This is a genomic window from Amycolatopsis kentuckyensis (assembly GCF_041679295.1).
Classification (GTDB): domain Bacteria; phylum Actinomycetota; class Actinomycetes; order Mycobacteriales; family Pseudonocardiaceae; genus Amycolatopsis; species Amycolatopsis kentuckyensis_A.
In genome coordinates this window covers 465172-477685 of sequence record NZ_JBGDMD010000002.1, presented here as the reverse complement: position 1 = coordinate 477685, position 12514 = coordinate 465172, and the positions used below count along the sequence as shown (strand labels likewise).

Here is a 12514-nt window from a genome sequence, read left to right as displayed (position 1 = left end):
ACGTTAGCTTCCTCACGCCCGGAGCAACAGCCCCCGAGCCGGGGGATGTCGAGGAATGAGACTCCGTCACCCCGCGCAGTGAGCGGAGGGTGAACACCGGAAAACACCCGCTGGTCGGACGCTCGCTTCGGAGCGTGACATCACACGGACGGCGCAGCACCGCCCGCTGGTGGACGCCGAGGGTGACGGCCAGGTTCCCGGCAGCCGCCACTCCGGTGGAGTGGTGTGGCGGCCAGGTGGTCTTGATCGACACCCTCATGCCCGGACAACGGCCGGGACGCCGGCTGCGTTCCCGGCGGATTCACTCGTGTAGGTGACCTGCCGGTTCACCCGGGGGCGGGTGAAGTGAGGGTTGGCCGGGTATGCGGTGATCATGGCCGGTCGCGGAGGTGCGGATGGCTTTGGTTGCGGTTGCCGGGGTCGGGTGGCGTGGGCCGCCGGGTTCGCAGTGGGCAATTTCGGTTGGCGTGGGCGCACTTTGCCGGCGCCGGCAAGCACGGGGACCGGTGGACCTGCGTGGGCGGGGCCGGCCGACAGCGCCGCAAGCTGGGCCCGCGAGCCACCGAGGCCGCGAGGGCAGGTTCCGAACACAGCCCCGCGAGCAGGACCCGGCCGCGGCCGCGCGAGCCGAATCGAACACCGCGACAAGCGCCGGCGCACCGACCACCGCACGCCGGCCGAGGCCGCGATCGGCAGGCCCGAGCGCACGTCCCGACCACAGCCCCGCAGGCAGAACCCGACCGCGGCCGCGCGAACACCGCGAAGGCACAGGCCGGGCCGCCACCGCCCGAAGCCACGCCGACCCACAGCATCCCGGGCACTCACCCGGAATTCACCCGGCCGCGAGCAGGGTCAAAACCGCCGCCACCTCGATCCCCTCCCCCGCCAAAGCCCGTACGCAAGCCGCGGCGGTGGCGCCCGTCGTGACCACGTCGTCCAGCACCACCACCGGCATCCCCGGCGGCGGCCGCCCCGCCTCGCGGAACCGCAACCGCCCGGCCAGGTTCGCCACCCGCGCCGCGCGGTCCAACCCGACCGCGTCCCGTGCGCCACCCGACAGCTCCAAAGCCGGAGCCACCGCGACCTCGAACCCCCACCCGGCCAGCACCCGCGCGGCCGCCGAAGCCAGCCGCTCGACGTGCGGCCCGCCACGCACCCGCGCGGCCGACCGACGGCTCGGCGCAGGCACCAGGCACAGCGCAGAACCCGGCAACGGCAGCACCACCAACGCCCGAGCCAACGCCAACCCCAGCGGAACAGCCAGATCCCGCCGCCCGCGTTCCTTGAACGCGATCAGCAACCGGCGCCCCACGCCGCGGTACCGGGACAGCGCGAACACCCGCGCCAGCCCCGCCACCGGCACCCGCACGACTTCGGACACCGAACCCCACACCGCCGCGCACCGGTCGCAACACGGCATCCCACGGGCCCCGCAGCCGGCGCACCGGGCGGGGATCAGCAGATCGAGCAACACCACACGGACAGTGTCCCCGGCACCACCGACAGTTTCGGCGAATCAGCCCGGGTAGAAGGGATCCGCGTCCTTCATCGAGTGGCTCTGCGGCCGCCACACCTCGCCCAGCACCGACGCCGTCCACAGGCCGCTCGCGTCCGCCACCACGATCGGGCGGCTCGGCGCCGCCGTCACGCCGTGGACCTGGGGCGTCAGGTTGGAGCTGTTGAACGCGTCCATCCGCTGGCCGTCCACCGTCACGCGGACCACCGGCTGGGACGTCGACTTCGTCGCCGCCACCAGCAGGTCCTGGGCCAGCCAGTCCACGTCGACGACGTCCTTGAGGTCGTGCGGCTGCAGCAGCCTCGGCTCGCGCAGCGCCACCGAGTCGCCGCTGCCGGTCACCGACGCCACCCACAGCTGGCCGTTCACCACCGCCGCCACGCGGGCGCCGTCGCGGGAAAACCGCAGCTCCGTGACGGCGCCCTGCTGGATCAGGTCCGTCGCGTTGACCGACAGCGCCGTCCACTGGTTGTTCTGGTTGACCACCATGCGGCCGATCGACGTCTGGTCGACCACCGTCCAGACCTCGCCGGTGCCCGGCCGCCACGTCGGGCGGCTCAGCGTCGTCCCGCCCAGGTTGACCAGCGCCAGGTCGTGGCCCAGGTCGCCGATCCGCAGGCGGACCTTGTCGGCGTCGCGCTCCACCACCGCCAGGCGCTTGCCGTCGATCGACTGGGCCGCGCTCACGACGTCGTAGCCGCCGTTGCCCGCCGGGCCGCCGACCGGCGCGCCGTCGTCGAGGGACCGGACGCGGCCGCCGACCGTCATCAGGCCCGGCAGTTCCCGGCGCGGCGACAGCGTCGCGTCGTACGCGGGCAGCTCGTTCGCCCGCCAGTCCGGGTGGTTGGCGACCAGCGGGGCGCCGTCGGCGAGGATCCGGATCCGCGCCGACGTCACGTACTGCAGCGTCAGGACGATCTGCGCGGCGATCAGGTTCCGGATGTCGTCGGCCGCCCCGGACAGCCCGGTCAGCGGCACCACCAGCGTCCCGTCGTCGAGGCTCTTGACGTTCGTGTCGACTTCGACCGGCTCGGCGAGCAGGTTCTTCACCGACCCGGCCAGGCTCGTCGACGGCCCGCTGACCAGCAGGTTCACCACGCGGCTCGGCAGCCCGGACTGCGGCTTCGCGACGACGTAGCGCCGGTCCGGGACGAAGGTGGCCGACTGCTCCGAGTAGAAGTTCACCGGCACCGCGGTGTAGTTCTCGCTGAAGTCGGACTCGGTCGCGTACAGGTCGGGCGGCGGGTCGGTGATCCGCCACTGGCCGTTCGCCTGCTTGCGCACCTTGATCCGCAGCGCCGCCGCGCTGTAGTCCGGGACGAACGCGCTGCTCTGGTCGAGCGTGCCGACGTCGAACCCGCGCACGTTGACGACCAGCGTGTTCGGGTCGGGCTGCGGCGCCGGGTCGTAGACCGTGCCGAAGGTGTTCTGGATGATCGTCAGGCTGCGGCTCGGCCGCCAGGCCGCGCGGCTCTGGTCGTCCAGGTAGGCGCGGGCGGCCGCGTTGTTCTGGCCCGGCTTGAGCGTCGCGCCGATGAAGCCGCGGACCAGCGTCAGCGGGTCGATGTCCTTGTCCGGCTCCGGAACGACGTCACCCGAGCCCTGGCCTTGACGTTCCCCGGAGACTACGACGGGCTGGGATTCCAGGGGGACGTTCGCGCAACCGGCCACGAGAGCCAGGCACACCACCGCGAGCAAAAGCCGTTTCACTGCCCGATTTCCTCACGTTCCGCGAAGATCGCCTCCGGCGCCGGCGTGATCTCGATCAGCCCCAGCGGCACCTCGGCGGCGACGCGGTCGGGCGGCGGCAGCACGAGCGGCGGGTCGCCGGCCGGCACGTCCTGGCGGCGCGGCAGCACGAGCCGGAAGCAGGCGCCCTGGCCGAGCTCGCCCCACGCGTCGAGCTCGCCGCCGTGCAGGCGCGCGTCCTCCTGGCTGATCGCCAGGCCGAGCCCGGTGCCGCCGGTGCGCCGGTTGCGCGACGGGTCGGCGCGCCAGAACCGGTTGAACACCAGGTCGGCCTCGCCCGGCCGCAGGCCGACGCCGTGGTCCCGAACGGTCACCGCGACCGCGGTCTCGTTGGCGGCGACGGTGAGCACCACCGGCTTGCCCTCGCTGTGGTCGACGGCGTTGCCGAGGAGGTTGCGGAGGATCCGCTCGACGCGCCGGGCGTCGACCTCGGCGATGACCTCCTCGTCGGGCAGCACGAGCTCCACCGAGCTGCCCGCGTTGCCGGCGATCACCCGCACCTGCTCGACCGCGCGGGTGGCGATCGGGCGGACGTCGATGAACTCCGCGGACAGGTCTTCGACACCGGCGTCGAGCCTGCTGATCTCCAGCAGGTCGCCGAGCAGCGCTTCGAACCGGTCGAGCTCGTCCACCAGCAGCTCGGTCGACCGGGCGAGCCCGGCCGGGAACTGCTCGCGGGACGCGTGCAGCACGTCCGCGGCCATCCGGACGGTGGTCAGCGGCGTGCGCAGCTCGTGCGAGACGTCGGAGGTGAACCGCCGCTGCAGCCCGCCGAAGTCCTCGAGCTGGCGGATCTGGCGCTGGATGCTGGCGGCCATCCCGTTGTAGGACACCGCGAGCTTCGCCAAGTCGTCTTCGCCGAGCACGGTGAGGCGCTGGTCGAGGTCGCCGCCGGCGAACTGCTCGGCCGCCGCGGCGGCCTGCCGGACCGGGCGGACCACCTGCCGCGTCACCAGGTTCGTGATGCCGGCCAGCAACAGCAGCAGCACGAGCCCGCCGACGAGCAGCGTGTTCTGCACGGTCGCGACGGTGTTCTGCTCGGTCGTCAGCGGGAACAGCAAGTAGAGCTGCAGCGGGCTCGCGACGGTGTTGAGCGGCGTACCGACGATCAGGTACGTCGTGCGGCCGCCGTCGGGGTCGGTGACCGTGTGCTCGAGCCAGCTCATCTCGTTGGCTTCGACGAACTGGCGCAGCCGCGGCGGCACGCTGTCGAACGGCCCGGCGGACGCGGGGTCCTCACCGGACTGGTCGCGGCCCCCGCTGGCGAGCACCGGGACGAACGTGCCGGCCGCCGAACCCGCGGCGTCCTGGCTGGTCGGGGTGATCGCGATCTTCTTCAGCGCGTTCTGGAGCCGGTTGCTCAGCGCTTCCGGTGTCTCGCCGCCGAGGCCGACCAGCTCACCTGCGGCGGTGTCTGCGGCCGCGCGGGTCTGCGCGATCGCGGCTTCGCGCTTGGTGTCCAGCAGGCGCTCGGTGATCTGGTTCTGCAGGACCATGCCCAGCACGAACACGACCGCCGAGGACAGCGCGAGCGTCGACACGGTGACGCGGAACTGCAGCGAGTGCTTCCACAGCTCGTTGAACGCGACCGCGCGACGGCGCGCGAAAACGACGACACGCCGCACCAGGCGTGCCGTCGAACGCGCGAACGCGGGGAGCCCTCTGGGAGTCTCCGAGGTCATCGACTCATCACGGCGGGCCGGCCTTGTACCCGACACCGCGAACGGTCAACACCACCTCGGGGTGCTCCGGGTCCTTCTCCACCTTCGAACGCAGGCGCTGGACGTGCACGTTCACCAGCCGGGTGTCGGCCGCGTGCCGGTAGCCCCACACCTGCTCGAGCAGCACCTCGCGGGTGAACACCTGACGCGGCTTGCGGGCCAGCGCCACCAGCAGGTCGAACTCCAGCGGGGTCAGCGGGATGGCCTTGCCCTCGCGCGTGACTTCGTGGCCCGGCACGTCGATCGCCAGGTCGCCGATGGTGAGCGACTCCGCGGGCTCGGCCTCGGTGCGGCGCATCCGGGCGCGGACCCGGGCGACCAGCTCCTTCGGCTTGAACGGCTTCACGACGTAGTCGTCCGCGCCGGACTCCAGGCCGAGCACGATGTCGACGGTGTCGCTCTTGGCGGTCAGCATGACGATCGGCACCCCGGACTCGGCGCGGATCGCCTTGCAGACGTCGATCCCGTTCATCCCGGGCAGCATCAGGTCGAGCAGGACGAGGTCGGGCTTCAGCTCGCGCAGCGCGGGCAGCGCGCGGGAACCGTCGGCGACCACGGCCGTGTCGAACCCCTCCCCGCGGAGCACGATGGTGAGCATCTCCGCGAGTGCGGGGTCGTCGTCGACCACGAGAACACGTGCCTTCATGTCCACATATTCGCACTAGTTCCGGCGCCCGCACGCACGACCCGCGTGTTTGACCACCAGAAAGATCAAGATCGCCACGGGTGCCTGCTCCATCCGGGTGCCCCTGGACGGTCCGTGAAGGCCGGCACGCGGCCTTCACGGACCTGCGGGAGAAGGTCAGGGAACCGCCGGGACGGGCACGTCGACGTGGACGTCGCCACCGTCGACGACCACGGCGTACGTGCGGACCGGCTCCTTCGCCGGCAGGCACGTCGGCGCGCCGGTGCGCAGGTCGAACCGGGCGGCGTGCAGCGGGCACTCGACGAAGCAGCCTTCGAGCCAGCCGTCGGCGAGCGAGGCGTCCTGGTGGGTGCAGGTGTCGTCGACGGCGAAGAAGCTGTCCTCGGTGTGGAACACCGCGACCGGGACCGGGCCGTCGACGCGGACGGCCTCCCCCACGGGCAGGTCGGCGACGGCGCACGCTCGGATCATCGAGGCCTCCGGAAAGGACTGGCGGGATGCCGGGACGGTTCGTGAATGTTGCGCATGGCGCGACTCTGCGCTTCTTGCGCAACAATCCGGCTTCACCGGCGCCCACGTCAAGAGATTCGCCCACTCAGCCGATAGGAACGGCACGAAACGGATACTGTTGCGCTATGCGGAACCAGGACTCGGGCAACGCAACTCAAAGCCAGGTGCAGTCGGTCGACCGGGCGATCAGCGTGCTGGAGCTGCTCGCCCGCAACGGCGAAACCGGCATCACCGAGATCGCGGGCGAGCTGGGCGTCCACAAGTCGACGGCGTCGCGGCTGCTCAGCGTCCTGGAGGCGAGAGGCCTGGTCGAGCAGCTCGGCGAGCGCGGGAAGTACGCGATCGGGTTCGGCATCGTGCGGCTGGCCGGTGCCGCGACCGGCCGCATGGACCTGGCCAAGCTGGGGCGCGCCAGCTGCCAGTCACTCGCCGAGGAGCTGGGCGAGACGGTGAACATCGCCATCGCCGACGACGGCGTCGCGATCAACATCAGCCAGGCCCGCGGTTCGGCGGCGATCACGACGCAGAACTGGACCGGCCAGCGCACCCCGCTGCACGCGACCTCCAGCGGCAAGATCTTGTTGGCGTACATGGGCGAAACCGAGCGCAAGCGGGTGCTCAAGCGGAAGCTCGAGCAGTACACGCCGCGCACGACGGTCGAGCCGGACGAGCTGATGACCGAGCTGGACCGGGTCCTCGAAGACGGGTGGGCCGCCTGCTACGAAGAACTCGAGCTCGGCATGCACGCCGTCGCGGTGCCGATCCACGGCCCCGGCGGTGACGTCGTCGCGGCGATGAGCGCGTCCGGTCCGTCGTACCGGCTTTCGAAGCAGCGGGTGAAGCAGATCGTGCGCCCGATGACCGAGGCAGCGGACGAGCTTTCCGCGCAGCTGGGCTACTTCCGGGAGTAGCCGTTCATCCGGATATCCGGATATATTGCCGGCATGCGTGTTCTCGTGATCGGGCGCGGCCCGGTGGCCCGGGTGCTGGTGACGTCGATGGCGCCGGCCCACCAGGTGACGCTCGCGGTGCGCGAGCCGGCCGCCGATTCCCTGGTCGTCGCCACGAACCGGCGGCGTGGAGCCCGACGCGTCGAGCGCCGGGCCGACGTGACGCCGGTCGACGGCCCGGTCCGGGACTGGGACGTGGTGATCAGCACGGCGTCGCCGGCCGAGCCCGCGGTGGCCCGGCTGCTCGGCGGGTCTTCCGCGATCGTCGCCGCGGTCACGCAGGTGCCGTCGGAGGTGACGCGGCTGCGTGAGCTGGCGGGCGAGCGGCCGTGGGGCCTGGTGGTCCCGGAGTTCTTCGCGGCGGCGGACTGGTGGTGGCAGCCGGGACCGTTCCGGTTCACGACCACCGGTCCCGCCGCACTCCGCGCCTTGTTCGCCCGGTCGCGCGGCGCGTCTCCGGCCGCACCGCTGGTCTCCGCCGCGGGCATGATGCCGGTGGTGGCCGGGCTGCAGGCCGCGGGCTTCGACCTCGCCGCGGCTCGCCGGAGTGCCCGGCCGCTGGCTCTCGCCGCCACCCAAGCCCGCAACGCCGTCGCGGCGGAGTTCGGGGGCCGTCGGCCGAAAGCTGTGCGCCCGGCCGCAATCCGTGCCGCGCTGACGGTGTTGCCGCGCCTCGCGCCGTTCGACGTGCCGGAGTACCTGCGAAACCACTTCGGCGGGCACAGCGCGCAGACGGCCCGCATGCTGCGCGACTGGATCGAGCTGGGCCGGCGCCACGGCCTTCCGGTCGACGAACTCGAAGCGCTGCTCCCCTCGGCGGTGGCCGAATGATCCACGACGCGCTCACCACCGCGTTGCCGGTCCTGCGGGCGATCGGCGAAGAGACGCGGGTGCGGATCATCGGCGTGTTCCTCGAACGCGGCGGCTCCGCGACGGTCGGCGAAATCCAGTCGGCACTGGAGCTGCCGCAGTCCACAGTGTCACGCCACCTGCGGATCCTCCTGGACGCGCGCCTGCTGGCGGTCAGCCGGGTGGGCGCGCAGCGGGTCTACCGGCTCGACGTCCCGGCCGATGCCCTCGACGCTCTCGACGACGTCGTCGGCGAAGTGCGGCGGTGCCAGGCGGAACCGCACGCCTAGGGGTACAGCCGCAGCATCGCGCGGATCGTGTTTCCCATGTGCGCCAGCAATTCCGCCGGTTCGAGCACCTGCGCGTCCGCGCCGAGCCGCAGCAACCCGGCGGCCGCGTGGGGCACGCTTTCCAACGGCACGCGAGCACGCTGCCAGCCGTCGGCGTCCGCCGGTTCGAGCGTGCGCGCGACGAGCCGGGCGGCCCGCGGGCCCAGGATGTCCGGCAGGGCCTCGATTCCCGCCGGGGACAGCCGCACGAGAGCAGTCTCGCCGGCGTCGCTCTCTTCGTAGCTTTCGACGTTCTCGCGCCAGAATCCGGCCAGGTCGAACCCGGACGGCCGGGTGAAGTGCTCCTCGAGGGTCCGCAGTTCTTCGATGTTCGCGACGCGGTAGGTGCGCACGCGCGGCCCGGCGACGAGGTACCAGACGCCGGCCTTGAGGACCAGGCCGAGCGGGTGCAGCCGGCGCGTCACCACACCCGGCGTCGGCGACCAGCGGCGGTAGGAGATTTCGACGACCTGGTCCTGCCACAGCGCTTCGGCCGCTGCGAGCAGCTGCGGCACCGGGTCGGCTTCGCGGTACCAGCCGGGCGCGTCGAGGTGGAAGCGCTGGCGGATGCGCACCGACGCGTCGCGGTACGGCGTCGGCAGCGCCGCCATCAGCTTCAGCTCGGCCGCGGCCACCTGCGCGCCGAGGCCCAGTTCGGCGGCCGGCTGCGGCAGCCCGGTCAGGAACAGCGACCCGGCCTCCCCCGCGGTCAGCCCGGTCAGCCGAGTCCGGTAACCCGCCATCAGCTGGTACCCGCCGTCCGGACCGGTTTCGGCGTAGATCGGCACGCCCGCCGCGGCGAGGGCCTCGACGTCCCGGTACACCGTCCGCGCGGTCACGCCGAGCTCGGCCGCCAGCTTCGCCGCGCTCATCCGGCCGCGGTTCTGCAGCAGCAGGAGCAGGGACACCAGCCGGCTCGCGCGCACGCCGGGAAGTCTGCCAGCCACCACTGACAGAAGATGTCAGTGGCCGCGGCCCAAGATCACCGGCATGAACGACTTCGACTTCTTCATCGGCTCCTGGACCGTGACCAACCGGCGGCTCGCCAAGCCGCTCACCGGCAGCGACGACTGGGACGTCTTCCCCGGCACGTCGACCTGCTGGTCGCTCTTCGAAGGCGGCGGCAACGTGGACGAGATCGTCTTCCCGACCCTCGGCAGCCGCGGCTGCACCTTCCGCCTCTTCGACGTCGAGCGCGAGGAGTGGTCGCTGTACTGGGCCAACAGCCGGACCGGCGTGCTCCAGCCGCCGGTCGTCGGCGCCTTCGCCGGCGGCCGCGGGGACTTCTACGGCGACGACACCCACGAAGGCGCGCCGATCAAGGTGCACTACGCGTGGACCGGCATCGAGACCGCCACCCCGCGCTGGGAGCAGGAGTTCTCCGCCGACGGCGGCAAGACCTGGGAAGCCAACTGGGTCATGGAGTTCGCCCGCGCCTGAGCGGGCACCTTTTCGGGCGCTTGACACCGCGTCTCGCATCACGCACGTTGTTGCCGAAGACGCAACTTCGTCGCCCGGAGGGAACGCATGGCAGGACGGCCCCGGGTGGTCGTCGTCGGCGCCGGCCTGCTCGGCTGCGCGCTGGCCGACGAGCTGACCGAGCGCGGCTGGACCGACGTCACCGTGCTGGGCGGCGGCGAGGCGGACGACCACCCGGGGCTGGTGTTCCGGACCGACGCCGACCGCACGTTGACGGAGTTCGCGAAGTACACCGTCGAGAAGTACGCCGGCCTCGACGGCCAGTGGTGCTTCAACCCGGTGGGCAGCCTCGAAGTGGCGACCACGCCCGAGCGGCTCGAAGAGCTGAAGCAGCGCCGCGGCTGGGCGACGTCGTGGGGCGTGCGCGCTTATCCGCGCACGCCCCGCGAGTGCGCCGACCTGCACCCGCTCCTCGACGAAACCCGGGTACTGGGCGGATTGCACGTCCCCGGCGACGGCCTGCTGCACGCGCGGCGCGCGGCCGAAGCGCAGGCCCGGCGGGCGAAGGCCCGGGGCGCGCGGTTCGCCGCCGAGGACGTCGTGGCGGTCGACCGGTCGGGCGGGCGGGTGACCGGCGTCGTCACCGCGGCCGGGCGGTACCGCGCCGACGTCGTCGTGTCGTGCGCGGGCGGCCTCGCCGGCTTGAGCGTGCCGCGGGTGCCGCGGACGCACGAGTACGCGATCACGGCACCGCTGCCGGACCTGGCCGGCGACAACGACGAACACGTGCAGGCGGGCAAGCCCGTGCTCCGCCACCTCGACTCCGGGATGTACGTCCGCGAGCACGTCGACCGGCTCGGCGTGGGCGTGACCACGGCGGCCGAACTGCTCCCCGCCCTCCGCGGCGCCCGCTTCGAAACCACCACGACGGTGGTGCTCCCCGGCACCCCGGACGGGCGGCCGCTGCTCGGCGAGCACCCGGACCTCGACGGCTTCTGGGTGGCCGAAGAGGTCCGGCCCGAACACTCCGCGGGTGTCGCGCGCGAGCTGGCGCGCTGGCTCGTCGACGGGCAGCCGTCGCTCGCCCTGCACGGCTGCGACCTCGCCCGGTTCGCGCCGTCGGCCCGGTTCACCGCGGAACCGGTGCGGACGAGTCCCTTCCACGAACGGCAGATCGCGCTGGGCGCGCACTTCGGTCCGGCGGACGGCTGGGCGCGGCCGGAGCGGTACCGCTCCGACGCCGGCGCGGAGGCGCACGCGGCTCGGGAACGCGTCGCGATGTTCGACCTGACGTCGGTGCCGCGGCTGGCCGTCACCGGTCCCGGCGCGTTGCCGTTCCTGCGGGCGATGACGACCGGGGATCCGGCGGAACCGGGCACGGTGGTGTCCACTTTGCTGCTCGGCGAGGACGGCGGAGCGCGCGGACAGCTGACCGTGGCCCGGCTGGGTCCCGAGCGGTTCCACGTCGGCGCGGGCGGCCGCCTCGACTTCGCCTGGCTGCGACGGCACCTGCCCGGCGACGGCGCCGTGCAGCTCCACGAAACCACGCCCGGCACGTGCTGCGTCGGCGTGTGGGGACCCGGCAGCGCGGCGACCTTGCCGGAACTGTCCACAACGGACTTTTCGGCCGAGGAGACCTGGGTGGGCGACGTCCCGGTCGTCGCGTTGCGACTGTCCACTGTGGGCGAACCGGGCTGGGAGCTGCACACGACGGCGGACCTGGGCCGGCGCCTGTGGGACACCCTGCGCGAACGGGACATCGCCGTCGCGGGTCAGCGGGCGTTGACGAGCCTGCGGCTGGAGGCCGGCACCCCGGTCGCCGGCGTCGACTTCACCACCGAACACGACCCGTACGAGGCCGGGCTCGGGGCCGCCGTCCGGATGGACAAGGGCTACTTCGTCGGCCGCGACGCGCTGGCGGGCCGGTCCGCGGCGACCGTGAGCCGGCGGCTGACCCGGCTGACGACCGATTCGGTCGTGCACGGCAAGGAACCGGTCTACGTCGACGGCCGCCCGGCCGGGTACGTCACCAGCGCCGGCTACGGCCACACCACGGGCCAAGCCCTGGCGTTCGCCTGGCTGCCCGTGGAGCACAGCCGCCCTGGGACGCCGGTGGAGGTCGAGCACTTCGGCACGCGCGTGCCCGGGAGGGCCGGATGACGCCGGCCCGCTACTGCCCCAGCAGCGTCGTCGCGAGAGCTTCGAGGTCGACACCCGCGACGCCGTCCAGGACGTGCCACGGCGCCAGCCAGCCCGACGCCGCCAGCTCGTCGTACACCGCCGCGCAGCGCCGCTGCAGGCCGTCGTCGGTCTCGAAGGCGTCGCGCTCGCGGTCGGTCTCCGCCTCCGCGCGGCGCTCGGCGCGTTCGGCCGCCACCGCGGGCGCGACCCGCAGCAGCAGGTGCGCGTCGGGGCGCGGCAGGCCGAAGCGGTCGACCTCCAGCTCCCACACCCACTTCACGACTTCGCCTGTCGCGTCCTGCCGCAGCCGCGCGGCCGCGTACGCGGCGTTGGACGCGACATAGCGGTCGAGCAGGACGACGTCGTGCGCGTCCCGCAGCGCGCGGATGTCGTCCGCCGCACCGCTGCGGTCCAGCGCGTAGAGCACGGCCATGCCGTACACCGAGTCGGCGAGGTCACCGTGCCCGCGGTGCAGCGCCTCCTTGACGAGGTCCGCGTGCACGCTCTTGCCGTAGCGGGGAAACGCCAGCGACGCGACGCTCGCGCCCTTCGCGCGCAGCTGCGCCGTCAGCCCGTCGGCGAGCGTGCGCTTGCCCGCGCCGTCGAGCCCTTCGATGACCACCAGTCGACCCACGGACGTCACA

At 72.7% G+C, this 12514-nt stretch carries 12 protein-coding genes; 5 read left to right on the top strand and 7 right to left on the bottom strand.

Going from position 1 to position 12514, the window contains the following annotated elements:
• Positions 1-832 precede the first annotated feature (832 nt).
• The 5 genes from ACERZO_RS08335 to ACERZO_RS08315 form a co-directional block, all read right to left on the bottom strand.
• Positions 833-1420, bottom strand: a complete 588-nt coding sequence (locus tag ACERZO_RS08335; RefSeq protein ID WP_372664590.1) for a ComF family protein — start codon at positions 1418-1420, stop codon at positions 833-835.
• 96 nt (positions 1421-1516) lie between these two features.
• Positions 1517-3226 (bottom strand): LpqB family beta-propeller domain-containing protein, encoded by a 1710-nt coding sequence (locus tag ACERZO_RS08330; protein ID WP_372663948.1) that lies wholly within the window; start codon positions 3224-3226, stop codon positions 1517-1519.
• Positions 3223-4947: an MtrAB system histidine kinase MtrB gene (gene mtrB, locus ACERZO_RS08325; protein WP_372663946.1), complete on the bottom strand. Its 1725-nt coding sequence runs from the start codon at positions 4945-4947 to the stop codon at positions 3223-3225. Before mtrB ends, ACERZO_RS08330 begins: the two co-directional genes overlap by 4 nt.
• A 7-nt stretch (positions 4948-4954) precedes the next feature.
• Complete coding sequence (mtrA, locus tag ACERZO_RS08320; protein ID WP_005150760.1) at positions 4955-5632, bottom strand: MtrAB system response regulator MtrA; 678 nt, start codon at positions 5630-5632, stop codon at positions 4955-4957.
• Between the two features lie 156 nt (positions 5633-5788).
• Positions 5789-6103 carry a bifunctional 3-phenylpropionate/cinnamic acid dioxygenase ferredoxin subunit gene (locus ACERZO_RS08315; RefSeq protein WP_372663943.1) on the bottom strand — a complete coding sequence of 105 codons (315 nt, stop codon included), beginning with the start codon at positions 6101-6103 and terminating at the stop codon, positions 5789-5791.
• Positions 6104-6267: 164 nt separating this feature from the next.
• Between ACERZO_RS08315 and ACERZO_RS08310 the strand changes: the two genes are divergently transcribed.
• From ACERZO_RS08310 to ACERZO_RS08300, 3 genes are read left to right on the top strand one after another with little or no spacing between them, the layout of a single operon-like run.
• Entirely contained in the window at positions 6268-7053 is a 786-nt protein-coding gene (locus ACERZO_RS08310) for an IclR family transcriptional regulator (RefSeq protein WP_372663941.1), read from the top strand.
• A gap of 33 nt (positions 7054-7086) precedes the next feature.
• A complete protein-coding gene (locus ACERZO_RS08305) occupies positions 7087-7923 on the top strand; it encodes a hypothetical protein (protein WP_372663939.1) in 837 nt (278 codons plus the stop codon).
• Positions 7920-8231 (top strand): ArsR/SmtB family transcription factor, encoded by a 312-nt coding sequence (locus ACERZO_RS08300; RefSeq protein ID WP_372663937.1) that lies wholly within the window; start codon positions 7920-7922, stop codon positions 8229-8231. Before ACERZO_RS08305 ends, ACERZO_RS08300 begins: the two co-directional genes overlap by 4 nt.
• On the opposite strand, the gene ACERZO_RS08295 is transcribed toward ACERZO_RS08300, so the two are convergent.
• Positions 8228-9196: a helix-turn-helix transcriptional regulator gene (locus ACERZO_RS08295; RefSeq protein WP_372663935.1), complete on the bottom strand. Its 969-nt coding sequence runs from the start codon at positions 9194-9196 to the stop codon at positions 8228-8230. The two genes, ACERZO_RS08300 and ACERZO_RS08295, sit on opposite strands and share 4 nt — an antisense overlap.
• Before the next feature lie 64 nt (positions 9197-9260).
• On the opposite strand from ACERZO_RS08295, the gene ACERZO_RS08290 reads away from it, so the two are divergent.
• Together ACERZO_RS08290 and ACERZO_RS08285 are read left to right on the top strand one after the other, a co-directional pair.
• Entirely contained in the window at positions 9261-9710 is a 450-nt protein-coding gene (locus ACERZO_RS08290) for a hypothetical protein (RefSeq protein WP_372663933.1), read from the top strand.
• An 87-nt stretch (positions 9711-9797) separates the two neighbouring features.
• Positions 9798-11849 (top strand): FAD-dependent oxidoreductase, encoded by a 2052-nt coding sequence (locus tag ACERZO_RS08285; RefSeq protein WP_372663931.1) that lies wholly within the window; start codon positions 9798-9800, stop codon positions 11847-11849.
• Between the two features lie 10 nt (positions 11850-11859).
• On the opposite strand, the gene ACERZO_RS08280 is transcribed toward ACERZO_RS08285, so the two are convergent.
• A complete protein-coding gene (locus ACERZO_RS08280) occupies positions 11860-12513 on the bottom strand; it encodes a dTMP kinase (protein ID WP_372663929.1) in 654 nt (217 codons plus the stop codon).
• Between the last annotated feature and the right edge of the window lies 1 nt (position 12514).

Bases quoted from the DNA above. Each gene is read 5' to 3' on its own strand.
- ACERZO_RS08335 (WP_372664590.1), bottom strand. From the start codon at position 1,420: ATGCCGTGTTGCGACCGGTGCGCGGCGGTGTGGGGTTCGGTGTCCGAA.
- mtrB (WP_372663946.1), bottom strand. From the start codon at position 4,947: ATGACCTCGGAGACTCCCAGAGGGCTCCCCGCGTTCGCGCGTTCGACG.
- mtrA (WP_005150760.1), bottom strand. From the start codon at position 5,632: ATGAAGGCACGTGTTCTCGTGGTCGACGACGACCCCGCACTCGCGGAG.
- ACERZO_RS08315 (WP_372663943.1), bottom strand. From the start codon at position 6,103: ATGATCCGAGCGTGCGCCGTCGCCGACCTGCCCGTGGGGGAGGCCGTC.
- ACERZO_RS08310 (WP_372663941.1), top strand. From the start codon at position 6,268: ATGCGGAACCAGGACTCGGGCAACGCAACTCAAAGCCAGGTGCAGTCG.
- ACERZO_RS08305 (WP_372663939.1), top strand. From the start codon at position 7,087: ATGCGTGTTCTCGTGATCGGGCGCGGCCCGGTGGCCCGGGTGCTGGTG.
- ACERZO_RS08300 (WP_372663937.1), top strand. From the start codon at position 7,920: ATGATCCACGACGCGCTCACCACCGCGTTGCCGGTCCTGCGGGCGATC.
- ACERZO_RS08290 (WP_372663933.1), top strand. From the start codon at position 9,261: ATGAACGACTTCGACTTCTTCATCGGCTCCTGGACCGTGACCAACCGG.
- ACERZO_RS08285 (WP_372663931.1), top strand. From the start codon at position 9,798: ATGGCAGGACGGCCCCGGGTGGTCGTCGTCGGCGCCGGCCTGCTCGGC.